24 protein-coding genes and 1 tRNA gene are annotated in these 26,053 nt (G+C 66.2%); 15 read left to right on the top strand and 10 right to left on the bottom strand.

What is annotated here, in order from left to right; translation table 11 throughout:
• The first annotated feature begins 199 nt into the window (after positions 1–199).
• The 5 genes from ABIE67_RS50075 (at position 200) to ABIE67_RS50055 (ending at position 6,933) form a co-directional block, all read left to right on the top strand.
• Positions 200–1,816, top strand: coding sequence for a caspase domain-containing protein (locus ABIE67_RS50075; RefSeq protein ID WP_370271129.1), 1,617 nt, complete (start codon positions 200–202; stop codon positions 1,814–1,816).
• A 608-nt stretch (positions 1,817–2,424) separates the two neighbouring features.
• Positions 2,425–3,354: a diiron oxygenase gene (locus ABIE67_RS50070; RefSeq protein WP_370271127.1), complete on the top strand. Its 930-nt coding sequence runs from the start codon at positions 2,425–2,427 to the stop codon at positions 3,352–3,354.
• Positions 3,355–3,518: 164 nt separating this feature from the next.
• Positions 3,519–5,069 (top strand): flavin-containing monooxygenase, encoded by a 1,551-nt coding sequence (locus tag ABIE67_RS50065; protein WP_370271126.1) that lies wholly within the window; start codon positions 3,519–3,521, stop codon positions 5,067–5,069.
• The gene (locus ABIE67_RS50060) at positions 5,066–6,031 is read left to right on the top strand and encodes an alpha/beta fold hydrolase (protein ID WP_370271125.1); all 966 of its coding nucleotides are present in this window, start codon (positions 5,066–5,068) and stop codon (positions 6,029–6,031) included. Before ABIE67_RS50065 ends, ABIE67_RS50060 begins: the two co-directional genes overlap by 4 nt.
• Before the next feature lie 2 nt (positions 6,032–6,033).
• On the top strand, positions 6,034–6,933 hold the full coding sequence (locus ABIE67_RS50055) for an SDR family oxidoreductase (protein ID WP_370271211.1): 900 nt from the start codon (positions 6,034–6,036) through the stop codon (positions 6,931–6,933).
• A 36-nt stretch (positions 6,934–6,969) separates the two neighbouring features.
• Here ABIE67_RS50055 and ABIE67_RS50050 read toward each other — a convergent pair whose 3' ends face one another.
• The 4 genes from ABIE67_RS50050 to ABIE67_RS50035 form a co-directional block, all read right to left on the bottom strand.
• Positions 6,970–7,218 (bottom strand): hypothetical protein, encoded by a 249-nt coding sequence (locus ABIE67_RS50050; protein ID WP_370271123.1) that lies wholly within the window; start codon positions 7,216–7,218, stop codon positions 6,970–6,972.
• A gap of 62 nt (positions 7,219–7,280) precedes the next feature.
• On the bottom strand, positions 7,281–7,688 hold the full coding sequence (locus tag ABIE67_RS50045) for an Asp23/Gls24 family envelope stress response protein (protein ID WP_370271122.1): 408 nt from the start codon (positions 7,686–7,688) through the stop codon (positions 7,281–7,283).
• Between the two features lie 254 nt (positions 7,689–7,942).
• Positions 7,943–8,821 carry a C1 family peptidase gene (locus tag ABIE67_RS50040; protein WP_370271121.1) on the bottom strand — a complete coding sequence of 293 codons (879 nt, stop codon included), beginning with the start codon at positions 8,819–8,821 and terminating at the stop codon, positions 7,943–7,945.
• 157 nt (positions 8,822–8,978) lie between these two features.
• Positions 8,979–9,674 (bottom strand): L,D-transpeptidase family protein, encoded by a 696-nt coding sequence (locus tag ABIE67_RS50035; protein WP_370271120.1) that lies wholly within the window; start codon positions 9,672–9,674, stop codon positions 8,979–8,981.
• A 234-nt stretch (positions 9,675–9,908) separates the two neighbouring features.
• Between ABIE67_RS50035 and ABIE67_RS50030 the strand changes: the two genes are divergently transcribed.
• The 4 genes from ABIE67_RS50030 to ABIE67_RS50015 all read left to right on the top strand — a co-directional run bounded on the left by ABIE67_RS50030 (position 9,909) and on the right by ABIE67_RS50015 (position 14,098).
• The gene (locus tag ABIE67_RS50030) at positions 9,909–10,997 is read left to right on the top strand and encodes a transposase (protein ID WP_370271118.1); all 1,089 of its coding nucleotides are present in this window, start codon (positions 9,909–9,911) and stop codon (positions 10,995–10,997) included.
• Between the two features lie 124 nt (positions 10,998–11,121).
• Positions 11,122–12,423 (top strand): transposase, encoded by a 1,302-nt coding sequence (locus ABIE67_RS50025; protein ID WP_370251558.1) that lies wholly within the window; start codon positions 11,122–11,124, stop codon positions 12,421–12,423.
• 45 nt (positions 12,424–12,468) lie between these two features.
• Positions 12,469–12,846, top strand: a complete 378-nt coding sequence (locus ABIE67_RS50020; RefSeq protein WP_370271210.1) for a transposase — start codon at positions 12,469–12,471, stop codon at positions 12,844–12,846.
• 589 nt (positions 12,847–13,435) lie between these two features.
• A complete protein-coding gene (locus ABIE67_RS50015) occupies positions 13,436–14,098 on the top strand; it encodes a transglycosylase family protein (protein WP_370271116.1) in 663 nt (220 codons plus the stop codon).
• 150 nt (positions 14,099–14,248) lie between these two features.
• Here the strand turns inward: ABIE67_RS50015 and ABIE67_RS50010 are convergent, their stop codons facing one another.
• Complete coding sequence (locus ABIE67_RS50010; RefSeq protein WP_370271115.1) at positions 14,249–14,575, bottom strand: hypothetical protein; 327 nt, start codon at positions 14,573–14,575, stop codon at positions 14,249–14,251.
• 473 nt (positions 14,576–15,048) lie between these two features.
• Here ABIE67_RS50010 and ABIE67_RS50005 point away from each other — a divergent pair.
• Positions 15,049–15,123, top strand: a tRNA-Leu gene (locus ABIE67_RS50005).
• Between the two features lie 73 nt (positions 15,124–15,196).
• On the opposite strand, the gene ABIE67_RS50000 is transcribed toward ABIE67_RS50005, so the two are convergent.
• The 5 genes from ABIE67_RS50000 to ABIE67_RS49980 all read right to left on the bottom strand — a co-directional run bounded on the left by ABIE67_RS50000 (position 15,197) and on the right by ABIE67_RS49980 (position 18,780).
• Positions 15,197–15,823 (bottom strand): DUF305 domain-containing protein, encoded by a 627-nt coding sequence (locus tag ABIE67_RS50000; RefSeq protein WP_370271114.1) that lies wholly within the window; start codon positions 15,821–15,823, stop codon positions 15,197–15,199.
• A gap of 11 nt (positions 15,824–15,834) precedes the next feature.
• Positions 15,835–16,431 (bottom strand): DUF3105 domain-containing protein, encoded by a 597-nt coding sequence (locus tag ABIE67_RS49995; RefSeq protein WP_370271209.1) that lies wholly within the window; start codon positions 16,429–16,431, stop codon positions 15,835–15,837.
• A 698-nt stretch (positions 16,432–17,129) separates the two neighbouring features.
• A complete protein-coding gene (locus ABIE67_RS49990) occupies positions 17,130–17,279 on the bottom strand; it encodes a hypothetical protein (protein WP_370271113.1) in 150 nt (49 codons plus the stop codon).
• A gap of 239 nt (positions 17,280–17,518) precedes the next feature.
• The gene (locus ABIE67_RS49985; protein WP_370271111.1) at positions 17,519–18,175 is read right to left on the bottom strand and encodes an Asp23/Gls24 family envelope stress response protein; all 657 of its coding nucleotides are present in this window, start codon (positions 18,173–18,175) and stop codon (positions 17,519–17,521) included.
• Positions 18,166–18,780 (bottom strand): RNA polymerase sigma factor, encoded by a 615-nt coding sequence (locus tag ABIE67_RS49980; protein WP_370271109.1) that lies wholly within the window; start codon positions 18,778–18,780, stop codon positions 18,166–18,168. Before ABIE67_RS49980 ends, ABIE67_RS49985 begins: the two co-directional genes overlap by 10 nt.
• Before the next feature lie 152 nt (positions 18,781–18,932).
• Here ABIE67_RS49980 and ABIE67_RS49975 point away from each other — a divergent pair, with 152 nt between their 5' ends.
• The 5 genes from ABIE67_RS49975 (at position 18,933) to ABIE67_RS49955 (ending at position 25,670) form a co-directional block, all read left to right on the top strand.
• Positions 18,933–19,424: an Asp23/Gls24 family envelope stress response protein gene (locus tag ABIE67_RS49975; protein WP_370271108.1), complete on the top strand. Its 492-nt coding sequence runs from the start codon at positions 18,933–18,935 to the stop codon at positions 19,422–19,424.
• 72 nt (positions 19,425–19,496) lie between these two features.
• Positions 19,497–19,709, top strand: a complete 213-nt coding sequence (locus ABIE67_RS49970) for a hypothetical protein (protein WP_370271106.1) — start codon at positions 19,497–19,499, stop codon at positions 19,707–19,709.
• 56 nt (positions 19,710–19,765) lie between these two features.
• Positions 19,766–20,716: a DUF6286 domain-containing Asp23/Gls24 family envelope stress response protein gene (locus tag ABIE67_RS49965; RefSeq protein ID WP_370271208.1), complete on the top strand. Its 951-nt coding sequence runs from the start codon at positions 19,766–19,768 to the stop codon at positions 20,714–20,716.
• Between the two features lie 1,011 nt (positions 20,717–21,727).
• Entirely contained in the window at positions 21,728–23,398 is a 1,671-nt protein-coding gene (locus tag ABIE67_RS49960) for a hypothetical protein (protein WP_370271105.1), read from the top strand.
• Positions 23,399–23,924: 526 nt separating this feature from the next.
• On the top strand, positions 23,925–25,670 hold the full coding sequence (locus ABIE67_RS49955) for an IS1634 family transposase (protein WP_370270775.1): 1,746 nt from the start codon (positions 23,925–23,927) through the stop codon (positions 25,668–25,670).
• Positions 25,671–26,053 lie beyond the last annotated feature (383 nt).

Here is a 26,053-nt window from a genome sequence, read left to right as displayed (position 1 = left end):
CTGGTTGCTGTTCGTTGCGGTTGCCGACGCTGAGGAAACGGCCAAGTATGAGCATGAGTTCACACCAGTCCGTGTGTCCTGTTGCGCGCGAAAAGGTCGTTCACCGGTTGCACTCGAAGAATCGGATCCGCATTGCCTGGGGCCCGATGCGGATTCTGCGAAACCGATCCTCGAACGGTGGAACAGAAAGTGGGATGTGATGACAGATCGCGCACTGCTCGTCGGCATAGATGAGTACCCTGACCCGACCAACCGCCTGAACAGCTGCGTAGCGGACACGGAAGAATTCGGGAAACTGCTGGGCCGACTGGGTTTCGCTGATTCCGAGATTAGGTTTCTGCATGACGCCGATGCCAGGCTCGACAACATCAGAGAAGGCTTGGACTGGCTCAGTGATGGTGCACAGCCGGGAGATCACAGGGTCTTCTTCCAGTCGTCCCATGGGTACCGACATCTCAAGGGCGATGTGCTGACAGAAGTCCTCTGCTGCTACGACGAGTTCTTGGAGGACACCGAACTGGTCCGCCGCACCGCAGGGCTTCCCCGTGGAGTGCTCACCGTGGTCATCGACGCCTGCCACTCCGGTGGCATGGAGAAATCCTTCTTCGTTCAAGGAAAGCCGCGCCTCGTCAGGGCCAAGGTGTTTTCGCCTCCCCCGGCCAAGTCTCTGGCGGCAGCGAACGCATTGACGGCTGTGCGCGGTGTGAAGCCCTTCGGCCGAGCGCCAATGCGCGACGAAAGTTCGCTTCTCGCCAGCCTCGCGAGCCCACCCGGCGAGGCGTTCGCGTCGCAGGGCGTCGTGTCCGGCGCCGGTGAACTGAACGGGATCCTGATCACGGCGTGCCGCCCGGATCAGACCGCTGCTTCTGGCAGCGCGGTCACCGACTGGCTTTCCGCGTTCACTTACTCACTTTTGCAGGCTGCCGACGAGACGCTCCCGGTCGCCGAACTCGTCTCACGAGCCGGAGACACTCTGGCGGCCCTCAATATGAGCCAAACGCCGTGCATATTCGCTCCGTCCGGCCAGGAAGAAATGCTCTCCCGGACGCTCGTGTCCATGACCGAAGTGAGCAGGAACCTGATCCAGAAGGTGGAGGACCTGCTCAAGTCCGCGGCGGCCGCTGCCGACTCCGCGACGACGGCCGCTTCTCCTGGAAGCGGCGCGACGATGAAAGGAATACACACGATGACCACGATGAGCATCGGCAAGGCCGTCGACAGCCTGATCGGCGGTGTGCAGAGGGCCAGCGCCCCACCCACGCCCACGACCACTCCCGCCGACACCTGGCTCTCGGACGTGCAGCGGGCCTGTGCCCTGTTCGCCCCTGCCATCGCGGCGGGGATGGCACCGCAGGTCGGTGCGCAAGATCTGGCGATCCGCCAGCCCCTGGAGAACATCGACCACATCTACGACCCGAACTTCTGGAAAGCGTTCATCGATTCCGGCCGCGTTCTCGTTCCGGCGATGATGGACGAGTTCACCAGGACCGGCGGGCCCGGACTGCGGACGTACTCCGTCGAGGACTCCGACCTGCATGCTCAGATCGCGGAGAGGGTCCCGCCCGAGTACCGCGGCAATGAGAAGTTCTTCGGGCTCGTGGCGGCGATGACCAGCATCGCTTTACCGCTCATCAGCCAGGCACTCAGGAAGGACTACGAGCCCTTCGCCAGGGCGTATCAGCCCGGCGGCACGACCGAGCGGATCGACCTGCCACTCCCCCCGAGCCTCACGGAGGGGGAGCGCAAGAAGTGGCTGACGGCGGCACTCAACGTAACCGCGGACTGCCTGACTCCTCTGATGAGGGCCTTGTCCTGATCGGTACCGGCACCCCACAGTGGTGGCCACACCGCGGGTGTGGCCACCACAGGGGGTCACCCGCGCTGGAGACGCGACCGGTACACGCTGACGTAGAAGCCCGGTGGAGAAGCCGTCGCAGAAGTCGGCGTCGATGCCGACGGCGGAGAAACCACCGTACCGGAGATCGAAGCCGAAGCGGTTCAGCCCGGAAGGCTGCGGGCGATCTTACGCTGATGTCGGTATCGGCCCTCTCAAGGATTCTCGACCCTTTCAAGGATTCCTCGTGTGCAGAGCGCCATCGCGCTCATGGCTCACTCATCCTGCGTCGCCGGTCGACCGTACAAAGTCCAGAGTATGGGAGGGGAACCGGCGAACTTGATGACGCGCCAATGCAAGGCGGGCGAGAGCTGACTGCACCCGGCCAGGGAGCGGTCAGCGCCCGCAGGCACTCATCCGCAACATCACTTGACGTTCACTGCCCCCAAATACCCAACGCCGCTTGAGCAATTGAGCGCCAGAAGTGCATCGCAGCACGTGACGGCGGCTGGGCAGCGCTTGACACTCCTACTGACAGGGATTCTAATACTGCGATACCAGCGGTAACCCATGAACAAGGTGTGCTCAAGATGACGTCCAAGACCGAACCTCACTTACGCGATTCCCTCGGCCTGCTCAAGGATCGGGAGCAGGTTGCGGAACGGCTGCTGATCTCCTCCGCGAAGAACTCATTCGACCCGGATACCGAGCTCGACTGGGACGCGCCGTTCGAAGAAGGAAAGTGGTTCTGGCCGCCGGAACTGGTGTCGCTCTACGACACACCACTGTGGCGACGGATGTCGGAGGAACAGCGCATGGAGCTGGCCCGGCACGAGGCCGCGTCGCTGGCATCGCTGGGTATTTGGTTCGAGATCATTCTCATGCAACTGCTCGTCCGGCACATCTACGACAAGCCGATCACCAGTGCGCACGTCCGCTACGCGCTCACCGAGATCGCCGATGAGTGCCGCCACTCCACCATGTTCGCCCGCATGATCCAGAAAGGGGCGACTCCCGCGTACCCAGTGAGTCGGGTGCACCACAACCTCGCACGTGTGCTCAAGACGGTGTCCACGACACCGGGTTCGTTCGCGGCGACATTGCTCGGCGAGGAGATCTTGGACTGGATGCAGCGGCTCACCTTCCCGGACGAGCGGGTTCAGCCGCTGGTCCGCGGGGTCACCCGGATCCATGTGGTGGAAGAGGCGCGGCATGTGCGGTATGCGCGCGAGGAATTGCGCCGCCAGATGATGTCGTGCCCGCGCTGGGAGAAGGAGCTGACCCGTATCGGCTGCGGCGGAGCGGCACAGGTCATGTCCGAGGCCTTCATCAACCCCCAGGTCTATACGAACGTGGGTCTCGACCGCCGCGAAGCCCTGGCGCAGGTGAAGGCGAGTCCCCACCGCCGCGAGGTAATGCAGTCCGGCGCCAAGCGGCTCACCGAGTTCCTCGACGAAGTCGGCATCCTGAAGGGTGTGGGCCGGCGTATGTGGCGGAGCTCGGGCCTGCTGGCTTCCTGACCTGTTGGACGAGCGAGGCAAGCAATCTGCCGCTGGGTGACGCGGGCGCCTTCGGGATGCGTTTGACGTCGGCGGCCAATCGGACAAGTCGTGTCCCACGCCCGCTTTCCCGCCAGTGACGGCGAGCGTGATGCGAGGTGGATTCATCAAGGAGGGGTGAGGGGATGACCGAGCACAAGCTTGGCCATGTTCGGGTCGCGGTGATCGGTACGGGGTTCGGGGGGCTCGGGGTCGCGGCGCGGCTGCGCCGCGAGGGCATGACCGACTTCGTCCTGCTGGAGCGGGCCGACGCGATAGGCGGCACCTGGCGGGACAACAGCTATCCGGGCTGCGCCTGCGACGTGCCCTCGCATCTCTACTCGTTCTCGTTCGCGCCCAACCCCGAGTGGCCTCGGAACTTCTCCGGCCAGCCACTCATCCGCTCCTATCTGGAGAAGGTCACCGACACCTTCGGGCTGCGGCCGCACATCCGCTTCAATTCAGAGGTGCATGCCGCACGCTGGGACTGCGACGCACTGCACTGGGTGATCGAGACCGCGACCGGCTGCCTCACCGCCGATGTCGTGATAGCGGCGACCGGCCCCCTGTCCGCCCCCAAGATCCCCGACATACCCGGCCTGGACGGCTTTCCCGGCAAGGTCTTTCACTCCGCGCGCTGGGACCACGACTACGACCTGCGCGGCAAGCGCGTCGCCATGATCGGCACCGGTGCCTCGGCGATCCAGATCGTCCCCCGGATCCAGCCGCTCGTGCGGCAGCTGACCCTGTTCCAGCGCACCCCGCCCTGGGTGATGCCCCGCATGGACCGGAAGATCACGTCCTTCGAACGCTGGCTGCACAGACGCGTGCCCCTCTCCCGGGTCTTACGCCGCCGACTGTTGTGGGGGATCCGCGAACTGCAGGTCAGCGCCTTCACGAAGCGGCCGGAGCGGCTGCGGCTGATTGAGGGGCTGGCCACGTCCCACATGCGCAAGGCTGTCAAGGACCCGGCCCTGCGGGCGGCCTTGACTCCTGACTATCGCATCGGGTGCAAGCGCATCCTGCTGTCCAACGACTACTACCCGGCGTTGGCTCAGCCCAATGTGGACGTGGTCGCCACCGGGCTGCGAGAGGTGCGGGGCTCGACACTGATCGCCGCCGACGGCACCGAAGCGGACGCCGACGCGATCATCTTCGGCACCGGCTTCCACGTCACCGACATGCCCATGGCCCAGCGTGTCACAGGCGCGGCCGGCACCACCCTCGCGGAGGAATGGAAAGCCGGTATGGAAGCCCTGCGCGGAGCCAGTCCCGCCGGCTTTCCCAACTTCCTGACCATCATCGGCCCCAACACCGGCCTCGGGAACAGCTCAATGATCCTCATGATCGAGGCACAGCTGAACTATGTGGCCGACTTCCTCCGGCAGCTCGACGCCCTGGACTGCAAAGCGGCACTGGATGCCCGTCCCGCCGCCGTGCGGGCCTGGCACGACCGCCTCCAGGAGCGGATGGGCACCACGGTCTGGAGCACCGGGTGCGACAGCTGGTATCTGGACGCCAACGGCCGCAACACGACGGTCTGGCCGGGGACGACCAATGAGTTCAGGAAGGCCACCCGAAAAGTGGACCTCACAGAGTATGCCGTGCTGCGCCCACCGGGCTGGGACGGTGCGGGGCGCGGTCGGGCGCGGTCCGCGGCGGCCGGTGCCGAGGCGGCGGAAGAAGCTGTCGCATGAGCTGGCTGACACACATGCGCTCCAGCCGGTACACCCCGCCCACGCCCGCACAGAAGCTGACTGCCGTCTCGGCCGACGGCGCCCGCATCCAAGTCGAGGTGCACGGGAGTGAGCAAGCACCCACCGTCGTCCTGGCGCATGGCTGGACCTGCCGGATCGGTTTCTGGGCACCGGTCACCCGCGCATTGGCCGTCGACCATCGCGTCGTGCTGTACGACCAGCGGGGCCACGGCAGCAGTCCCCTCGCCCCGATACCCGGCGGCTACAGCACGAGGGTGCTCGCCGATGACCTCCAGGCCGTACTCGAAACGGCACTCCAGGACGGAGAGCGCGCGGTAGTCGCCGGACATTCCATGGGCGGCATGTCCGTGCTGGCGGCCGCCGACCGGGAAGCCGTGCGCAAACGGGCAGCAGCCGTGCTGCTCTGCAGCACCGCCAGTTCACGCCTGTTGTCGGACTCCCGAGTGGTGCCGCTGCGCTCACCGCGTCTACGGACACGGGTGCACCGAGCCCTGCTCGGAACCCGCGCCCCGCTCGGCCCGGTCACCCCCTTGTCGAAACAGATACTCAAGTACGTGACCATGAGCCCCGGCGCCACGCGGGAGATGGTGGAGGCGTGCGCCCACGTCGTACACGCCTGCCCGACCGCCGTGCGGGCCGGCTGGGCCCGCGTCCTGGCCGATCTGGATCTGACGCCGCAGGTGACGCGGCTGAGCATGCCGACCGCGGTACTCGTGGGCACGGCCGATCGGCTCACCCCGCCCGAACACGCCCGCCGGATGGCTGCCGCCCTGCCGCGGTGTGTGGGACTCACCGAGCTCCCAGGACTCGGTCACATGACGCCGTTGGAGGCACCGCAGACGGTGGCGGGCGCGGTGCGCTCGCTCGTCCACGATCACCTCACAGCGCCCGCGACCGAGCCTGTCAACCAGCGGTCCACGTTCAAGGATGGGAGAGGGTGAGGATGCGTAGGAGTCTTCAGGGGCAGGTCGTGGCGGTGACGGGTGCCGCGCGGGGTGTCGGCCGACAACTGGCGTGCCGGCTCGCGGCGCGAGGGGCGCGGATCGCGTTGATCGGTCTGGAGCCGGAGGAGCTGCGGCGAGTGTCGGACGAGCTGGCCACCGAGTGTGCGTACTGGCATGCCGATGTCACCGATGCCGAGGCCCTGGGGCGGGTCGCGCGAGAGGTCGTGGAGCGCTTCGGGACGGTGGATGCCGTGGTCGCCAATGCCGGTGTGGCACAGGGTGGCCCGTTCCTGGACTGCGACGTCCGTTCCTTCGACCGGGTCCTTCAGGTCAATCTGCTGGGCAGTGTCAACACTGCTCGTGCCTTCCTGCCCGCGCTGCTGGACAGCCGCGGCTATCTGCTGCAGATCGCCTCACTGGCCGCCATCACCCCGGCCCCCATGATGACGGCCTACTGCGCGTCGAAATCGGGGGTGGAGGCGTTCGCTCACTGTCTGCGCGGGGAGGTCGGCCATCAGGGCGTCGAGGTGGGGGTGGCGTATTTGAGCTGGACCGACACCGACATGGTGCGCGGCGCGGACGAGGACGACGTCCTGCGTGAACTGCGTCGGCGGCTGCCCTGGCCGGCCAACCGCACCTATCCTTTGGGCCCGGCCGTGGAGCGGCTCGTCAGGGGCATCGAGCACCGCTCTGCCCACATCTACGCCCAACGCTGGCTCCGCGGGCTGCAAGGCATACGTGGCTACCTGCCCGGCCTCATCGGAACCGGGGCACGACGCGAGATGCGCCGTTTCGAGCCCCAACTGGCCGCCGGCCGCGAAAACCGCGCCGGGCTGGTCGGCGCCGGTGGCGCCGCAGACGAGAAGGCCCAAGCGCGGCAGATCCCAACCGATTCGTGAGGGTGGCCGCGGTGGCCGGCACACCCAACTTCTGCCCTACGCCGCGCGTGACTCCGAAGCGTCCCCGCGGTCATCGAACGTGCGGGCCTTGGGAAGCTCAAGACGGTCAAACGACCGGAACTTCAGCTCCTCTTCGCCGAATCGATCGCCCGGCAGCGCTCTGAAGGCACCACGGTATTCCGCGTACAGCTCGTCATATATAGGCGTGCCGACCTTGTGGCTGTGGTCATGTGCCGGACCGCCGAACTCCAGGTCCTCTTCGGGGACACCGTCACGGTTTGTCATGTGCATCCGCTCCCATCGCGCTCATCCCGATCCCCTGAGCGGGGCTTGTCGGTGTGCCGGACTCACGCCACACGCAGTGCCTCGGAGATGAACGACTCATCGTCCGGGAGATGTACGTCGTTGACGGCCACGTTCACCTCGACAACCTCAAGGCCCGTGATCCGTTCCACGGAGGAGATCACGTTCTCCCGTACGTGCCAGACGACTTCCGGGACCACGGCTCCTTGCTCCACGACCAGGTCGATGCTGATGGCCGTCTGCCGCTCGCCGACCTCCGCCTTCACGCCGCGTCCCAGGTGGCGTCGCCCGCCCGGAGCTCGATCACGGACCGCGTCGAGCGCGCGGGAGAGGCCACCGCCAGTGTCATGGACTCCGGGGATCTCACGGGCCGCCATGCCGGCGACTTTGACCACTATCACGTCGGCGATGGTCGTCTTACCGGGCGTGACGTCTTCGTCGGCTCCGCTCATGATCGCGAACCCCCCGATAGCTGGGGCCGGCCCGTCACACGGCGATCTCCGCCATGTTCAGCTGCTGCGTCATATCGGTGCACCTTCTGGGTGGCTGGCTGCTGTTACTCCTCTGACACAGCCACCGCAGAGTTCGTTACGTGATCACCCGAATTCCAGTGGTGCATGGGTAACGCTGCACACCCAGCAATGCATGGTGACGATCAGCGACCGTAGCGACTCAAGACCGGAGAAGAACCCGTACAGACGGACCGCTACTCATCGAAGGGCGCCACTGCCAAATTCTCGGCGTTGACAAGCACCCAAAAGTCGTCTGCGAGCCCCTCGGTGACGTAGTCGTACGGCAAATAGCCATATCCGTTGTCCCCCCACGACACGCCCCAAGAGTTGCGGATGATGAGCGCACCTTTGGTGGTTCCGTTGTCCAGCGGATTCATGATGGCACGGTTGTCGTCGTAACCGACTGCGACGACCGCGTGGCCACCCAGAACGGATTCGCGTGACGAAGGGAAGGGGATGTTGCCTTCCGTAGCTTGCTCGATGCTGCTGTAGACCGGGAATCCGAACATGGCGGGCAGCCCAGCTGCGAGGCTGGCCTTGATGTCCGTGAGCAGTTCGTTGAGGCTGATGCCTGGCGGGTCCAGACGGTAGTACATCAGCGCCTGGTAGTTGCTCGCAAAGGCGTAGCAGAACGCGGGCGGCTCATCGTCGAAGAGTTCGACGTCGTAAGCCCAGAACCTCTCCGGCGGTACCCCGAAGAGGGCCAAGGCTCCCATCGTGGAGCGAAGATACGCTCCCGTGTCGCCTTGAACTCCAAGGAAGTTGCGGGTCGCTTTGTAGATGAAGCGACGGGAGGCCGGTGTGAAGGATCCGGACGACTGAATCTGGAAGTACTCAAGAACCCCGGTAGCAGCGTTGGCCGTACATGAGCCCAGTTCGCCCTGATCCACGATGGGAGAACATTTGGACCGTAAGTCCACGAGTGGTGGCGGCGCAACGGGAGCTCGCGAGATCAGACCCGATGCGCCGAGAAAAGCGTCGACCTGGGGGGCCGCCTTCGTGTAGTCGCGGATGTCGGGACGATCGGGTAACCAGCCCATCCCACCAACGGGTCCATTGAGCGAAGCGTTCATCAGCGACCTTCCCTTCGACGGCGAGTCACGGAGGGAAGCACTCCGAAGACCTTGAAGTCCCTCCCTCCTCGGTATAAAAGCCGTGCTGATGCTCCGCAAACGGCACTGGGGCGAATGCGTGATCAGCCCAAGGCGGGCTCCGAGCGACTTGACCGACTCAGGTGCCCGGCTTGCGCCCGTACACGTGGACGTCGTCGCCGTTCCTCAGCAGCGACCAGTACTTCTTCGCGTCCGCCTTGGTCATGTTGACGCAACCGTGCGAGCCGGGCGGATTCCACATGCTGATGCCGACGGAGTGGAAGGCCTGGCCGCCGTCGAAGAACTGGGCGTAGGGCATGGGCACGTCATAGATGGTCGACACGTGGTCGATGTTGCGCCAGTAGATCTTCTTCAGGCCGGTGCGCGTCTCGTAGCCGTCCCGGCCGGTGCGGACCGGGACCGGGCCGTACACGAGCTTCGTGCCGTCCTGGATCCAGCTCAGCTGGAGCGTGAGGTTGACGCAGGCGATACGGCCCTTGTTCGTCGGGCACTTGCCGGCACTATTGGGGTTGTTGCCGACAGCCTTCTGCTTGTTCATCAGGTCCATCACGCCCCAGGTGACGGGCCCCGCGTAGCCGGCGTTCGGCGTGATGCCGTGCTTGGTCTGGAAGGCCTGGATGGCCCTGCAGTCGGTGGTGGACTGCCTGCCGTCGACCGGTAGGCCGAGGAACTTCTCCACCTGCTTCTGATACGGGCCGGTCTGCGCCGTACAACTCGCGGCCTGGGCGTGCCCGGCACTGAGCGAGATGGTGAGCGGTGCGAGGAGCCCTGTGATGCCGAGTAAGACGGCTCCCCGTCTGTGTATGCGCCCCATGATCGCCCCTTCCATTTCGTTCCGCGTGCGATCACTGTCAGCTAACCGGACTTCACCAGAATTGGTAATAGAAGCACACAAACTGGGGCACAACAGTGACATGGTTAACCCTGGCTATTCAGCGGAATTGGTTGAGCTGACAGCCTGACAGCCTGACAGCAGAAAGGTGCCGTTGACCTGCGAGGATGCGAGTGTCTACGTCGTATCCGCTGCAGAGAGCAAGGCACCTTTCTGGTGGTCGAGAGTACAGGGTGGGACCGTCGGCTGTCCGTGGCTGCTGACGGGAAGAAGCTGGTAGGGCACGCGGGGGCGGTGCTGCTGCGGAAACTGGCCGACCGCCTGGGGCTGACGGGTGGACTGGCCCGGGTGCTGCCGTCGAGTACGGCGGCCGGGTGGCGGGAGCGGAGCGGGGTGCTGGTCCAGCTGGCTGTGGCGATCGTGCTCGGAGCACGGAGTCTGCTGGAGGCCGAGCAGCTCCACCTGCACCACCAGCAGCTCTTCGGCCCGGCTGTGTCGGACTCGACGATGCGCCGGGTGCTGGCCGGCCTCGACGAACACACGCTGCGAAAGATCGCGAAGGTGCGGCGGCGGGTGCGCCGCCAGGTGTGGGGCCTGCTGCATCTGCGGCCGGGCGGCTTCCCCTATCTCACCGTTGCCGGACGGCACTTGAAGGGCTGGATCGTCGTGGACCTGGACGCCACGGTCATCACTGCCGCTTCGAAGAAGGAAGGGGCAGCGGCGACGTTCAAGGGCACGTTCGGCTTCCACCCGCTGGCCGGCTGGTGCGCGAACACCGGTGAGAGCCTGGCAATGGAGCTGCGCTGCGGGAATGCCGGGGCGAACACCGTCGAGGACCACCTGCGCGTGCTGGCGGCCTGTCTGGAGCAGGTCCCCGGCTCCTCGCAGGCCAAGCTCCTCATCCGCGTCGACGGCGCCGGGGCCACGCACGGCCTGCTGGAGCACCTGGAGTCACTGAACACGAAGCGGCGCACGGTCCGTTACACCGTCGGCTGGAAGATCACGCCCGAGGACGAGGCGGCGATCGCGAAACTCCCCGAAAGCGCATGGGAGACCTCCCTGCACCAGGACGGCAGCGTCCAGGAGGGCTACCAGGTCGCCGAGTTGACCGGGGTGAACACCCGCGAGGGCTGGCCCGAGGGGATGCGGCTGATCGTCCGCCGGGTCAGACCCTCACGGCGGCAGCACAAGAAGCTGACCGACTTCGAGAAACAGACCGGCTGGCGCTACTCGATCACCGCGACGAATATCCGGCACCTGTGGGGCATCTCGACTTTGCGGAGAATCGTGATCTTGAACAGATAGTGGCTTCCCTGTTCGGGTGAGCCCGCTGAGTGGCTTGCGGAACGTCAGGCTGAACGTGAAGAACCATCAGCGGTGTTGATCCAACCGCCTCGAAGCGAGGAAGTTGCCGCTGATGGTTCCGGGGATGACGTTACCGGCGTCGTTGCTGCTTGTTCTGCAGGTCACTCGTCCGTGTTTCACGAAGCATTCGTTCGAGACGTTCTGCCATCTGGTGGCCGGGATGGCCGCGCAGACGGGGCGGCGTACGGTCACCGGGATGCTGACGGGGGCGGGACTGTCGCGGCTGTGGCCGCACCGCAGGGCCCACGCCTTCTTCTCTGAGGCCTCGTGGGATCCCGACCAGCTCGGCCTGCGCCTGGCCCGAGCCGTGGTCGAAGCCCTGCTCCCAGCGGACGCGCCGATCCTGGCTGTCGTCGACGACACCCTGCTGCACCGGGTCGGCAGGAAGGTCTTCGGGGCGCTGTGGGCGCATGACGGCTCCGGGCGGGGCAAGGACAAGCTCGGGTTCGGCAACACCTGGGTCATCTGCGCGGTCGTGGTCCGCCTGCCCTTCCTCGCCAAGCCGGTCGCTGTGCCGGTGGCCGCCCGGCTGTGGCGGGGCAAGGCCACCGCCTCCCGCACCGACCTGGCCCTGGAGATGGTCCACGACCTGGCCGCGCTCTTCCCCGGCCGCACTCTCCACGTCACCGGCGACGCTGCCTACCACTCCGGCAAGGTCGCCGACCTGCCCCCGTCGGTCACCTTCACCACCCGACTCCCGCGCAACGCCGCCCTGTCCGCGCCGACCCCGCCCAAGACCAACAAGCGGGGACGGCCCCGCAAGAAGGGCAGGGCGCTGGGCTCACTGACCGCGATTGCCCAGACGGCGACATGGCGCCTTGCCGTCGTGGAGCGTTACGGGCGCATGGAGTTCGTGTGGATCACCGAGAGGGAATGCCTGTGGTACGGAGCCTTCAAGGACCTCCCGGTCCGCCTCGTCCTGATCCGCGACCTGAACTCGACCCGCCCGTACGACCTCGCTCTGATCAGCACCGACCTGGTCAGTCCCGCCGACGACCTCATTGAACGGTACGGCACGCGCTGGCCGATCGAATCGATCTTCGAGCACATGCGCCAGGATCTCGGCGTCGGCCAGGCCCGCAACCGCACCCGGCGCGCGGTGGAGCGCACCGTCCCCTTCGGCCTGGCCGTCTACACCATCGTCGTCCTCTGGTACGCCGCCCACGGGCACCACCCCGCCGACATCGCCGACCGGCGCGCACGACAGCCCTGGTACGCGACGAAGGCGACCCCGGCGTTCAGCGACATGGTGATCAAGCTTCGCCGGACGATCATCGCCGCCCGCCATATTCACAACCCTGCAGGTCAACCCGGTCCCGATGAAATCGCCGCGGTCATCCGCGCCTGGGAAGCAGCCGCGGCGTAGAGCCCGCCACCCCAAGATCACCATTCGCTACAAACACGAGGGGGCATCCCCGGCTCGCACCAGGTCCAGTTCCTCGATGCCCTGCACCGCGACCACGCCGAGGTCGAGGATCGCATCCGCACCGGCAAAGCCATGGGCCTGCACAACCTCCCGTCCAAGTCGTGGCAGGTCAACGCCGGATGGATGCTTGCCTGCAACCTCGCGGCTGATCTCGACGCCTGGCTGCGGCTGCTCACCCTGCACGACCAGGACGGGCTCGAACACGCCGAGCCGGACACCATGCGCTTCCGCCTCTACCACCTGCCCGCCCGCCTCGCCGACCACGCCCGACGCCGCTACCTGCGCATCGAACGGACCTGGCCCTGGGCAAAGGCGTTCACCACCTGCTGGAGCAGGCTCACACAGCTTCCGGCCGTCACCTGACAGCCGGCCCCGCCCCGACCAGGACCAGGAAGGAGGAGGACCGCAGTCTCCGGGCCTGTGGAACCCGGCGCACCCCGCGGCGTTACGCGACGGCCCGTCCTCCAACGGCAGAGGACATTACGGGCGAACCGCCGGATCACTCAGCGACCGAAACCCGCTGACGAATCGAGGTTAACGGCAGATCAATCCGCTGGGCCCCGATTACGACCCGCGATCAGAACGACCTTGAAGCCGCGCAAATAGACGGAAAGTCAGGGATCATAAACGGGCGCGCGTCGCCTCGATTTATACCCTCCCCGAAACAGCAATGACAGCGTGAATGATGTCACATCCTCTTGTTGGTGGTTGCCAAATCCTCGCGAAGGACCGGATTCTGCGCGTGCGTACACATTCGAGGGCCTGGGATATCAGTGATCGCAATGCTCTTGCGAACACGCTCGCGACTCGACGCAGAGTCGGTCCCCCATGTGCCGGTGACGGCAGCCCTCGGCGGGAGAGGAAGATGATTGCGATGGCACGGGGCAGGCACCGTAAGTTAAAGAGCACACCAGGGAAGCGGGTTGTCGTCGCCGTCACAGCAGGGACGGGTGTGGCCTTCCCGCTTATTGTGGGGGGCGGCTCCGCGAATGCGGCAACCCAGGACCAGTGGGAGGCCATTGCTCAGTGCGAGTCCGGCAATGACTGGTCGATCAACTGGAGCGGCGACGGTCAGAGCGTCGGCGGTCTCCAATTTCAGAACGCATCCTGGAAGGACGCGCTCGCCTACCTCGAACGGCAAGGCGTCGACACCTCGAACTGGACACAGGATCTGTATCAGGGCATGCCCAGGGACCAGGTCCCGACCAAGCGTCAGACAATCCTTGCCGCGGAGGCTCTGCTCGCGCTTCAAGGACCCGGCGCGTGGGTGTGCAAAGGAGCAGGCCTGGGCCCATCCATGTTCGAGGGAGGGCAGAAGCCGGCCATCCTCGCAGAAGAAGCGCCAGCGGCTTCGGAATCCGCGGCATCCGCGCCTAGGCCGCAGCAGACCGCACCCGCACCAGAACCGGCGCGGAAGTCCGAAGCGACGGGGACCCATACAGTGCGTCCCGGGGACACGTTGTACAGCATCACCATGGCGCAATCAGGTGGCGCCGCGGGCAGTTGGCAGGAGCTGTACGAGGCGAACGAGGATGTCGTGGGTGCCAACCCCAACCTGATCTACCCGGGTCAGACACTCGAACTCCCCTGGGGCGAGAGCGAGTCATCCCACTAGAACGGGCACACCGGAATTCGGCCCTGCCAAGCCCATGTCCCGCAAGCTCGCCTCACGGGTCGACGCGCACCTGGCCGGTGCCAGGCGGGAGAGAACCCCGACTGGCACCAGCACACTGGCCGTCATCGGCTTCGAGGCAGGTTCTCGCGCCTAGTCGCGTCCGTCGCAGTGGAAGAAGGAGCCCCAATTGAGGGGCTTGTCGCTGTCCAGTAGACCGACGAAGTCCAGCGCCGAGCAGACCAGGGAGGGCTCATTCGGGCCGGGAACCGGCGGCACCGGGACCGGCGGTACGGGCTCGGGGAGCGGCGGTTCGGGGATCGTCGGTGCGGGGTCCAGGACCGGCGGCAGATCCGGGATCGTCGGTGCGGGGTCCAGGACCGGCGGCAGATCCGGGATCGGCGGTGCGGGGTCCAGGACCGGCGGCAGATCCGGGATCGGCGGTGCCGGGTCGGCCTGCACCGCCTCGACCTGAGTCAAGACTGCTTGAGCGAGGGCGGTCTGCGCTGCCTGGGCCGGAGCGGCCAGCGTCACGCCCCCTGCGGATAAGAGAAAGACCGCCGAGAGGACTGCGGCTGTACGACGGGTCCGTTTCAACGTTTGACCTCCGATAAGTGGGTCTCCGGGTGACTGCTTGAGTGGTGCCGCGGATCAGGCGACCCGGGGTGCAGCGACAACTCATGCCTGGCCGACAGAATGCTCCAATATCGGAGTAAATGCTGACATTATCCCTCTTGAGGGTGAGGCATGTACGACAGTCAGGCCCAGGGCCGTCAGCAGCCCTCGTCACCCTGGCGGTCTGCTCCGCCTACGACAGCGACTAAAGCGACTAAAGGTCGGGGAACAAAGCGCCAAAACACTCTCGCATTCCCCGTCACAACTGCCGCTGCACCGTGTCCAACAACCAACGGCACCGCGAACGCCCTCGGACCCATGGGCGCATCGCAGCCCGGGCCCGGGTGGCGCAACAGGCAGACGCAGCCGCCTTAAAAGCGGTAAAGGTGCGGGTTCGACTCCCGCCCCGGGCACCCTCCCGCCCGCCAGTTGACGTGGCGGCGTACGAGAGGGGCTTCTGCGAAGGCCCCACGCTCACGCGGCGGCCTACGGCTGCGGCTTCGCTCCTCGTTGCTTCAGCATGTCGGTCATCAGGTCGATCTCCGACTGCTGTCCGTTCACCATGGTCTGCGCGAGCCGCTTCTCCACGCCCACTTCGCACTTTTCGAGGCAGCCCTCGGCCATGTGGATGCCACCCTTGTGATGGGCCGTCATCAACTGCAAGAAGACGATCTCCGCCTGCTTGCCGCTGAGGCTCTCGAGCTTCTTCATCTGCGTGTTGGTCGCCATGCCCGGCATCAGCGAGCCATCCCCGGCGGAGGGCATGTCGCCCCTGCCCATCCAGGTCATCGGCGCCTGTGACGACACTTTTGGCAGTCCCCACAAGTCCAGCCAGCCCAGCAGCATGCCGCGCTGGTTGGCCTGCGTCTGCGCGATGTCGTACGCCAAGAATCGCACCTCCTTGTCGTCCGTGCGGTCCCGCACGATGTACGACATCTCCACGGCCTGCTGATGGTGCACCGCCATGTCCCGGGCGAAACCGGCATCCGCCGAATCGACGCTCGGGGTCGAACCCGACGAACCGCCGTCCTCGGTCACCGCGTAGGTGATCGCGCCGGCCGCGAGGAGCACGGCCGCCGCTGTCCCCGCCATCCAGCCGGCGTGCTTCGCCATGTTCGGTGTCCTCACTGCATCGTCCCGCCGGTGCAGGGTGCCCCTGGCTCGGGCGTCTGCTCACCCTGGACGTACTTCTCGAAGAACCTGGCGACGTTCGGGTCCTTGGCCGAGGTCACGGTGCGTTGGTGGCCCCACGCAGTGAGCATGATCGGATGCTTCTGCTTCTCGTAGGGGCTCATCATCGTGTACGGCGTCCTTCTGACCTTCGCCGCCAGGGCCTTGACGTCGGACTTCGAGGCTTTGGATGTATACGTGACCCACACCGCGCCATGCTCCAGCGAGTGCACGGCGTTCTCGTTCTTCACTGGCTTGGTGTAGACATCACCGTTGCAGTTGAGCGGAGTTGGGTTGTGCGGGCCGCCGACCGGAGGTGAAGTCGGGTACTTCACGGCCTTCGAGACGTGGCCACCGACCAGTGGACCCACCCAGGTCTTCACACCGTCCTTGCCTGTGACGAAACCTTCCGATGGCTTGGCTTCAGGTGTGGTCGCGGCGTGGTCATCGTCGTGCCTCGACTGCTGGGCGGTCACGGGCGATGGCTCATCGACGCCCCCAGCGTCGTCACAGCCAGTGATACCGAGGAGCCCCACGCAGACGGCTGCCATGAGCCGGGTCGGGCGGAAGGCCCCGGTCACGGGGCCGGGTAGGAGACTAAGGGAACACTGGACTGTTCCGGGACCGGACTAGCTGCCGTCATGAGCGGAGCGAGGAGTATGTGCGTGGGACCTGACATAGAAAGCGCACCTCTCTCTTCTTTGCGGAGGCAGATGTGACAGCTATGCAACTCGCAACCAGAAGAATTCATAGCCTAGTCTGAGAAGCGCATTGATGCCCGTCAAGGGACGATTGTGTGGCTCTCCGCACACGTCTCCGAAATCCTTGGATATCCGATGGAAATCTTCGGGCGTTCGCATTTACGTCGATGCGTAAGTCTGCCGAGAGTTCACGTCTGATCCTGAAGTCCCCATTGCCTGGGCAGCTGAAATTCCCTGCGAACAGCGTTCGTTGAGCCGGCGTCGACGACATCATCGGCTGGAACCGTAGACGAGAAGAGTGAGGGCCCGCATCACTTCTCCCCCGGGGAGCACTCTTAACTCATGCCTAGGTAAGCCTCTCTCCCTCCGGGTCCCGCACCCCCTCGCGGCCCGGAGGGGGTGAGGGACCAGGCACGGGCGCCTTCCCCCTTCGCGTCCAGTTCAGCTCGCGTCAGCACAGCCGCCAGGTGTCGCGTCGATACAACCGGGCTTCCGCCCCGGCGAATTGATTTCGCGCCCATTGGCCTGACGCCGCCACGTCCACCGTGTCAGATCAGGCCGGTGACGGTGACGGTGACGCGGGCATGCACGTCTGGTGCAGCATGGGCGCGGACCGTCTCCACAACCGCCGCCCGCACTGCTCGGGTCAGGTCGACGGCCCGCGGAGAGCTGCGCAGGACGACACTGACCTCGATCATCAACGTCGGCCGCCCGGCCTCGTGGGGGCCGGTACTCGGTTCTGCGGGCCGAGTCCTCCCACCCGCGGGGCGTCCACGTTGGATGCGTACCGCGGACCGTGCCGCTCTTCCGCTGAGAGCTCCTCGGCCTGTCGTGGCGCCCCGAAGCAGCCCCGCGAGCCCGGGCCGCAGGAACGCCACTCCCGGGACGGCGACGACCGCCTCCGCGATCCGTTCCGTGAGCTCCCCCAGCTCCCTGTCTACCGCCACCGGTTTCGCCCCTCCCCGTGGCCCTCGCCATCGAGGACGTCCACGATCGCGACATCCACCGAGCCGACCTGCATGCCCAGGGCCCGCTGCGCTGTCACGAGCAGCCGCTTACGCACCTGTTCCGCGGCGTCCTGGAGATTGTCGGTCATGTCGATCACGACTTCGATGCGCACCTTGACAGGGCCGCGCGTACGCTGCCGAGGGCCGGCAGCGGGGTGGAGTGGAGCGATGCGGCAGCTGCCCGCACGCACGCCCGGCAACGAGTCGGCGGCAGCGCGAAACGCCTTGGCAGCCGCCGCTTCCACGATCCAGGTGTCCTCGGCGTCCGTTCCCAGCGGCAGTGTCCGACCGGGTCGCAGTTCGAGGTGTACGACGTCCATCACGCGCTCCACGAGCGCGCTGGTGTCCTCCTGCACCGGCTCCTCGTCCCGCACACGGCGCACGACATCCTTGAGCCCATCGAGTTCCTCCAGGGCGGCGCTGCAGTGCGGGCAGGCGCGGGTATGGGCGTCGCCCTGCCCGTCCTCCCACTGCTGCCACACCTGTGCCAGTTCCCGGCCGCAGGGCAGGCGTTCATCTTCGTCGGCCCCGCCCTCGCCCGTCGTGCCATCGGGCGGGCCGGCACTCTGGTCCGCGTTCATCGCCATGCGACCATCGCCTCCGTCAATTGGCGCCGTGCGCGGAAGACGCGGCCGCGGGCCGCCTCCTGGCTGATCCCGACCATGTCCGCAATAGCGTCGTACGGCAACCCGTCCACCTCTCGCAGAACCCAGCACACCCGCTGTTCCGGCGAAAGAACGACCATCGCTTTGGACAGGGCCTCGACAGCCGCGCGTCCCTCCGCCGCTCGGGCCGGAGAGACTTGATGCTCTGCGGCAGCGGGCTCGGACACCGCGTCCAGGGTGACGACTGGACGCCGTGCGCGTAACACGTTGAGGCATCGGTTTGTGACAATGCGGTACATCCATGTGCCGAATGCTGAGTTCTCACGGAATTCCGGCAGTCTGCGCCACGCGCTGACGAACGATTCCTGTACGGCGTCCTCGGCCTCGCTCCTGCTGCCCAGCAGGCGCGTGGCCAGCCGTAATAACACCGGCCCGTGGCGGCGCACCAACTGCTCGAAGGCCTCATCATCTCCCTCGCTGGCCCGAGCCGTCAGTAGAGCGTCACTTCGTTGCTCACCGTCGTCCGCATCGTCCGGCGGTTCGTACCCATGCGCCGGCAACGATTGACTCCTCTCGATCGGACTCATGCTGTGTGTCACGGCAAGCACCCTGTGGGTTACGCGGCACTGGAACGCTACCTCCGCAACAAGGAAAAACCGGTGCATCGCGTAATGAATACGCTAATGCCGTGTCGAATTAAGGGACCCTAGGTTTCCTCATCGATCCAGGAGGCGCACCGATGACAACGCAGGACCCGAGTCCGGCGGAAACCGCCGTGGCCGGCTGGGAGCAGGGTGGGGGCATCACCGACACCATGGGAGCGGCCGGTGTCGCGGAGTCCGCCGACTCGCGGGGAAGGACATCGATTGCCGACGTAGTGGTTGTCAAGATCGCCGGTATGGCGGCCCGTGAGATTCCTGGGGTGCACGACATGGGTGGTGGCCTCGCCCGCACGATCGGGGCGGTCCGCGACCGGGTACCAGGTGGGCGTCCGCATGTCGGGCGTGGCGTGAAGGTCGAAGTCGGCGAGCGGCAGGCCGCTGTCGACCTCGATCTGGTCGTCGAATACGGGGTGGCGATCCCCGATGTCGCTCGGGAAGTGCGGGAGAACGTGATCTCCGCCGTGGAACGGATCACGGGTTTGGAGGTCGTCGAGGTGAACGTGGCGGTCAATGACGTCCGCCTGCCCGAGGACGAGCGCGACGCGGCAGAGGCGTCGCGTGTGGAGTAGTCGCGTGTGGAGTGGACGTACGGCCAACGGAAACGTCCGGCTGGGCCGGGAGACGGAGACGACGTGAGGTGAATGGTGAACAGAGGCGTAGTGGGACTGGCCGTGGGCATGACCCTGGGATTCGCGGGCTGGTTCGGAGGCTTCCAGGCGTTCCTGCTCGTGGCGGCCCTGGGGGCGGTTGGCGGGATCGCGGGTCGTCTTGTGGACAGTGGCATCGGCTTACGGGACCTCTTGGGGCCTCGTGAGAGTCGCCAGGGCGATCTCGGCTCCGAGAGGCTGCCATGAGTACGACACGAGCGGAGCGCCTCACGGTCGCAGCCGGGGAAAGAGGCCGCTTGGAAGTGGCTGACCGGGTGGTGCGCCGCGTTGCCCAGCGCGCCGCGACCGAGGCACTGCCCGCGGGCGATGTCAGATTCGCCGACGCGACGGTGATGACGCGAAGCGGCCGCATCGCGGTATCGGTCGATCTCGCGCTTCCGTATCAAGCCGCTCTGGAGGAGTCCGGCCGACGCGTGCAGCAGTGCGTGGCGGAGCGCACGGCCGAGCTCACCGGACTCAAGGTGTCCCGACCGCGTATCCGCGTACGGTCCCTGACGGTGCCCGACCGATCCAGGGCATCCGAACCAACAGCGTCTGCCGTGACTGCGGGAACACAGGGTTCAGTCACGCGCCGCCCTGGGAGAACCTGGTCGGAACGGCGCGTGCCCTCGGCGCTGGCAGCCCTTACGGGAGCCGCGGCTTGCGCCCTGTTATTGCACGACTTCATCCTCTTACGAGGTGAGGGGCGCCCACAGGAGCCCTGGAGGTCTGAGTTGCTCACATGGCTGTCCACCCACGGCCCCGGTGACTTCACAGTGGCCCTGGGAACCGCCCTGACCCTGCTCGGTATCCAGATGGTGCTGCTCGCCGTGTTGCCTGGGCGACGGCGCCTGCTCTCGATGAGACCGGATGCCGGTGGTGTCCGCTCGACGCTTGACCAGCACTCGGCCGAGCAACTGATGCATCAGGCGGTGTTGAACGTTCCCGGCGTCTCCCGGGTACGGGTCCGCGTGCGCCGCCGGCGGGCTCGAGTGCGGGCTGTTGTGGAGTTCGGTGACCCTGACGCCGCTCACCGGGCCATGGTGACGGCGGCCAACCGCACCCTTGACACCTACGGGTTGGGGCGTGCACCTCGCCTGCGAGTTCGCATGAGCACGGGACCGGGTGTGCAGGCATCTCGAAGGCCCAAGCGGCACCGCGCGCAAAAGGAAGGTGCGAAGCGCAAGGAGGACCACCGTGAGCCGAGTGCGTAGCGGCATCAACAGGACTGCTCTTGCCTGCGCAGGGATTGCTCTGACAGCTGGGGGAACCGTGCTCGCAGCTGCGGACCTCCTGGGTGGCGACCGGCTTCCGCATTGGTGGCCGGTGGCTGCGGCCGATACGGCCTGGCTGGATCGAGACGCACTCGTACGCTGGCGGGACGACGGCTGGTCAACTGCGGTGGCGGCGGCCGTACTCGGCGCCGCGGTTCTGCTGTGTCTGGGCTGGTGCTCGCTGCAGGTCCGCAGGGAGCGAATGCACATCCTGCCGTTGGGGAACGAGGGGATCACCCTGTCCGGCAGCGGTCTGTCCAGCGCCATCGCACAACGGACGCGATCCGTGCCCGGTGTTGTCCAGGCACGTGTCCGCCTCGTGGGCAGGCCGTACCGGCTTAGAGCTCGCGTCCATGTTGTCTTGGCTGACGACGCTTCACCTGCCGAGGTGTTGGAGCACTTCACGACGCACACTCTGACCGAGGCAAGGGAGGTGGTCCTCCCGCGGCGGATTGACGCCGATGTGCGGTTTCAAGTCCGCCGCCATCGCCCCAGCCGCATCCGATGAAGCGTCCGGCCCTGCCGCCCGAAGAGCATGTGAAGCCCCTGCTCAGCCGGAAACTGGGAGAACTTCCGCCTGTCACAAGAGCTTCACACGCCGCCGTACTCTGCCACGCCCCCTTCTCTCAACTACCACGAGCCACGCCCTGCCCGCCAAGAAAAAGCAGAATGAGCGAAGATCGGCCAGCCTGATTGCATGGAATGAGTCGCGGATCGACCGTTCGATCTGAGATGGGCAGAAGTCGAGGTCCGGGGACAGCTTACCGTCCACGAGAAGCCATTTCTGTTCAGAGCAGCCCTGCAGGAAGGTCAGTCCGACGAGTGAGATTCCCCGCCATTTTGACGAAACCGAGTCATAGCGGCTCATCACACAGCTCTAGGCAAAGCAGCGAGGAAAACGCGTGATGAGCGGCTCGCCGAGGAACGCTGTCCACACAGAAGGATTTTGTCATGAATGGCATCGGTTCGTCTTCTGACCAGCAAGAGGAAGTACCTGCCGAAGGAGGGCGCGGTCTCCGCATCCGGCGAATCATCCTGGTCGCGACGGCTGTCGCCTGCACGGCAGGCGCCCTCGCCGCGTCAATCTCGCAACCCGGGCCGACTACAGCACGTCCTCCTGCGAAAAATGCCGCCGCACAGGCTTCGAGCCCACCGGACTTAGCCACCGCTCCCGTGGAGCCACCGCTACAACTGCACCTCGCCGACGAGGCCAAGAAGCGGAACTCGACGCCCCGCACAGAAGCCGTCGCCGCCTCCCTGCCGTTGACCACCAATAATTCAGGCATCCCGGCCCAAGTACTCGACGCATACCGCCGCGCCGCCAACGAGCAGGCAGGGCGGACGCCGGGCTGCCACCTCCCCTGGACAATTCTCGCCGCTATCGGCTCAATCGAGTCGAACCATGCCAGGGGCGGCCTCCTGAAAGCGGACGGAACGACAACATCACCGATCCTGGGTCCAGTTCTCAACGGCGGACAGTTCGCGGCACTGTCTGATACGGACGCCGGGGTACTTGACGGCGACCCGGTCTGGGACCGAGCGGTGGGGCCGATGCAATTCATCCCCTCCACATGGAGTCGCTGGGCAACGACCACACGGCCGATGGCCACTCCCGACCCGAACAACATCTTCGATGCCGCCACGACGGCGGCTGCTTACCTGTGCGCCAATAACCGAGATCTCAGTGATCCGAACCAGTTGAATCAGGCGATTCTCAGCTACAACCGCTCGGAGGAGTACCTGCGCGCCGTACTGGCATGGAACGCCAGGTACGCATCGGGAGTCTCGGATCTGCCCGCCCCCGCTGCTGACAGAGCCACCCAAGTGGGCGATGTCAGTCGCGACTCACTCACGCAGCCCGCGGCGAGTACCACCATCCAGGTCTCTCTGCCCCCCAAGAATGGTCCGGTTCGTACCTCGTCTGCGGCAAGGACCACGGACACCGTGCGGGAAGAGACAGTCTCGCAGCCGCCCCAGCCCCCACAGGCGCCCGCCGCCGAGGCAACCAAAACACAGAACTGCCCCGAACGTACTTCGGCGCGGGTCGAGGGCGTCCAGGAGACGAGCGGGCAGTCCACCACCGAGCATTCAACTGCCGCCTGCACGCCGGATGACGCCCAGGCATCGGGTCCAGAAGCCGGCGTGACGAGCGCGGCGCCTTCCGCGGGCACGCCTGCACCCAGCGAGACACATGGTTCGGGCGCCACTGAGGCGAGTTGGGCGCCTTCTGCTGACACCTCCTCGGCGGATGAGGCGCAGGGCTCGGATTCGGAGACCGGCGCGGATGCGGACGGCGGGACGGCTCCGGCCACGACGTCCGTACGGGATGAAGCGCAGAGTCCGGGTACGGAAGCCCGCACGGACGTACTCAGGGAGCCGCCTTCCGCCGACATCGCCGCCGTCACATGTGCCTTGCGTGAAACGCTGACCTCTGGTGTCCGTACGGCCCACGGAGCGCAGGCCGCTGACGTGAGTGCGGCAAGCGAGTCGCCGTCCGACGAGACTTCTACCGGCACCTGTGCATCAGGCGAGACGCACCGTAGGGACGAGAGGGCCACCGGTCTCAGGCTGGACACGACCGGCATCACCGGACTCGTGACCCGACTTGCACGTCTCCCTTGATTCCGTAGGCCGCCGACCGTCCGGAACGCGCCCCCCATTCGTCATGGCCCTGTGGCTTTGAGACAGTGGTCGGGGGTGACGGTGTGCTGTTGCAGAACGGCCCTGCCCCACTGGCCGGCCGGCGGCCTGTTCATTACTGGAGGTTGTACGCGAACACCCCCCAGTCCGGCCCAGGCCAAGGCGGCGGCCAGGCGGCGCAGGCGGGTGCACCGAAGGCTTGATCGTTGACCGCGGCGCAAAAACGCGGTGAACGACGACTGCACCTAGCGGGCGGCCAGCACCACGGCGCGCGTCGCCGCAGATGGAACCAGTCGCGGCGCGTCGACCGGGTCCTCGGTCATGCCTGCAGTCTCCTCAGCACGGTACGTCCTGCGTTCCGCAGTTAATGGCGGGGGCCTGGCAGGGAGGAGGGCGTTGTCGCAGGTGAGGGGATTCCGGCCTGGTGGAAAGGCCAGAATCGCCTAGTAACACGTTCCGCTTGATCACTATGCGTTGAGCTGCGGTAATGCTGTTAAGGTCTGGAACCATGTACGTACGGGCGACGACGCGGAAGAACAAGGACGGCTCGACCGTGCGCTACCTGCAACTGGCGCACAACGAGTGGGACGCCGCCACTGGCACCTCCCGCCCGCAGGTGCTGCACAGCTTCGGCCGCGAGGACCAACTCGACCGTGCCGGCATTGAGCGCCTGGTCGCCTCGCTCGCCAAGCTCCTGGACCCGGCCGCCGCCCTGCGGGCCACCTCCGGAGCGGACCTGACGTTCCTGGCCTCGCGGCCGATGGGTGGCGCCCACGCCCTGGATGGCCTGTGGCACCGCATCGGCATCGACACGGTCATGAAGAAGCTCCTGACGAGCAGCCGTCTGGATCCGGCCGCCGAGCGGGTGTTGTTCGCGCTGGTCGCCAACCGGGCCCTGGCACCGAGCTCCAAGCTCGCTGCCACCCGCTGGATCGAGCACGACAGCCACATCCCGGGCCTCGCCGCCACCAGCGACGACGCCTGCTACCGGGCGATGGACTGGCTCCTGAAGATCGAGGACAGACTCGCCGAAGAGGTCTACTGGCAGGTCGCCGACCTGCTCAACCTCGAAGTCGACCTGCTGTTCTTCGACACCACCAGCACCTACTTCGAAACCGGCGAAGCCGACACCCCCGCTGCCCGCGACGAACACGGCCGCCGCCTTCCTGACGAGCCGGCCGACACGACGCAGTCGAGCCAGGCCGCCGAAAGCACCGGCGACGATGAGAAACCGGCGTCGTTCCGCGCCTACGGGAAGAGCAAGGACCACCGACCCGACCTGCCGCAGGTCGTCATCGGCATGGCCGTCACTCGCACCGGCATCCCGATCAGAATCTGGAGCTGGCCCGGGAACACCGCAGACCAGGCATTGATCCGCCAGGTCCGTGAGGACCTGCGCGAGTGGAAGCTGACCCGGGTTGTCTGGGTCGCCGACCGCGGTTTCGCCTCCGAGACCAACCGCCGCTTCCTGCAGCGGGCCGGAGGCCACTACATCCTCGGCGAGAAGATCCGCTCTGGCTCACCCGCCGCCCAAGCGGCCCTGTCGCGCCAGGGACGCTACGCGCACGTGGCCGACAACATGCAGGTCAAGCAAGTCCAACTCCCCGATACCGCCGACCGGTTCGTGATCTGCCACAACCCCGACCAGGCCAAGCGCGACGCTGCGATCCGTGCCGACCTCCTGGCCCAGCTCGAAGAAGCGATCAAGGACTCCGACAAGCTCAAGCCGCTCAAGCGCGCGGAACTGCGTGGGAAGCTGTCCACCAAGCCCGGCCTGCACCGCTTCCTTCGCGCCACCCCCGGCGGGCTGCTGCGGGTCGACAAGACGGCGATCAAAGCCGAAGAGCGACTGGACGGCAAGTTCCTGCTGCGGTGCAGCGACCCTCATCTGTCCGCCGAGGACATCGCGACCGGCTACAAGCAGTTGCTGGAAGTCGAGCGAGGCTGGCGCGATATGAAGACGATCATCGATCTGCGGCCCGTCTACCACCGCAAGGAAGACCGGATACGCGCCCATGTCCTGCTCTGCTGGCTGGCGTTGCTGCTGATCCGCATCGCCGAGACGACCTGCGACGACACCTGGCTGAACCTGCGTGAGGAGCTCGAGCGCATCCACGTCGGCACCTTCACCGGCCCTGCCGGAACCTTCCGCCAGCGCACCGAGACCAGCACCGCCCAGCGCGCCATCCTCGCCAAGCTCGGCGTCACCGAACCCAAGCGCATCATCACCCTGGAACCCGGCACACCCGCCTGACCAGCACGAACGCCCACGCCTAGACACACGCCGATCCGGCGTGCGATCACGCATATCCGCAGGTCAACACACCTTTTCGTGGACTATAGCGACACTGCAGCTGCGGAACTCAGGTACGTGTGCCGCCGCGATGACCGATGCCCTCGAACACGAGGCGTGGCAACGCGAGCAGCGCACGAGGACAGGAGCCGACGGCCTCGTGCGAAGGCGACACCCAAGAGGACCTACGGGTCCCCCGAACACAGCCGTAAGAGCTGCTACCGGGAGACCACTCAACTACCTCTCCGTGGCCAGCCCTGCCTGGCCGGGGTCATCTGATCGGCTTCGAGGGCGTGCCCCATGGACAGCAACCACAGCCGCTCGCCCCGACCTGCAGCCCTCCC

Origin of the sequence: Streptomyces sp. V4I8 (genome assembly GCF_041261225.1) — a bacterium.
Taxonomy (GTDB): Bacteria; Actinomycetota; Actinomycetes; order Streptomycetales; family Streptomycetaceae; genus Streptomyces.
The sequence above is the reverse complement of the archived record's forward strand: the minus strand, read 5'-3'. Positions and strand labels throughout refer to the sequence as shown.

Bases quoted from the DNA above. Each gene is read 5' to 3' on its own strand.
- ABIE67_RS50040 (WP_370271121.1), bottom strand. From the start codon at position 8,821: ATGAACGCTTCGCTCAATGGACCCGTTGGTGGGATGGGCTGGTTACCC.
- ABIE67_RS49970 (WP_370271106.1), top strand. From the start codon at position 19,497: ATGGTGAACAGAGGCGTAGTGGGACTGGCCGTGGGCATGACCCTGGGA.
- ABIE67_RS49990 (WP_370271113.1), bottom strand. From the start codon at position 17,279: ATGATCGAGGTCAGTGTCGTCCTGCGCAGCTCTCCGCGGGCCGTCGAC.
- ABIE67_RS50065 (WP_370271126.1), top strand. From the start codon at position 3,519: ATGACCGAGCACAAGCTTGGCCATGTTCGGGTCGCGGTGATCGGTACG.
- ABIE67_RS50025 (WP_370251558.1), top strand. From the start codon at position 11,122: ATGACGTTACCGGCGTCGTTGCTGCTTGTTCTGCAGGTCACTCGTCCG.
- ABIE67_RS50075 (WP_370271129.1), top strand. From the start codon at position 200: ATGACAGATCGCGCACTGCTCGTCGGCATAGATGAGTACCCTGACCCG.
- ABIE67_RS49985 (WP_370271111.1), bottom strand. From the start codon at position 18,175: ATGGCGATGAACGCGGACCAGAGTGCCGGCCCGCCCGATGGCACGACG.
- ABIE67_RS50000 (WP_370271114.1), bottom strand. From the start codon at position 15,823: ATGGCGAAGCACGCCGGCTGGATGGCGGGGACAGCGGCGGCCGTGCTC.
- ABIE67_RS49995 (WP_370271209.1), bottom strand. From the start codon at position 16,431: ATGGCAGCCGTCTGCGTGGGGCTCCTCGGTATCACTGGCTGTGACGAC.
- ABIE67_RS50035 (WP_370271120.1), bottom strand. From the start codon at position 9,674: ATGGGGCGCATACACAGACGGGGAGCCGTCTTACTCGGCATCACAGGG.
- ABIE67_RS49955 (WP_370270775.1), top strand. From the start codon at position 23,925: ATGTACGTACGGGCGACGACGCGGAAGAACAAGGACGGCTCGACCGTG.
- ABIE67_RS49980 (WP_370271109.1), bottom strand. From the start codon at position 18,780: ATGAGTCCGATCGAGAGGAGTCAATCGTTGCCGGCGCATGGGTACGAA.
- ABIE67_RS49960 (WP_370271105.1), top strand. From the start codon at position 21,728: ATGAATGGCATCGGTTCGTCTTCTGACCAGCAAGAGGAAGTACCTGCC.
- ABIE67_RS49975 (WP_370271108.1), top strand. From the start codon at position 18,933: ATGACAACGCAGGACCCGAGTCCGGCGGAAACCGCCGTGGCCGGCTGG.
- ABIE67_RS50050 (WP_370271123.1), bottom strand. From the start codon at position 7,218: ATGACAAACCGTGACGGTGTCCCCGAAGAGGACCTGGAGTTCGGCGGT.
- ABIE67_RS50055 (WP_370271211.1), top strand. From the start codon at position 6,034: ATGCGTAGGAGTCTTCAGGGGCAGGTCGTGGCGGTGACGGGTGCCGCG.
- ABIE67_RS50070 (WP_370271127.1), top strand. From the start codon at position 2,425: ATGACGTCCAAGACCGAACCTCACTTACGCGATTCCCTCGGCCTGCTC.
- ABIE67_RS50060 (WP_370271125.1), top strand. From the start codon at position 5,066: ATGAGCTGGCTGACACACATGCGCTCCAGCCGGTACACCCCGCCCACG.
- ABIE67_RS50045 (WP_370271122.1), bottom strand. From the start codon at position 7,688: ATGAGCGGAGCCGACGAAGACGTCACGCCCGGTAAGACGACCATCGCC.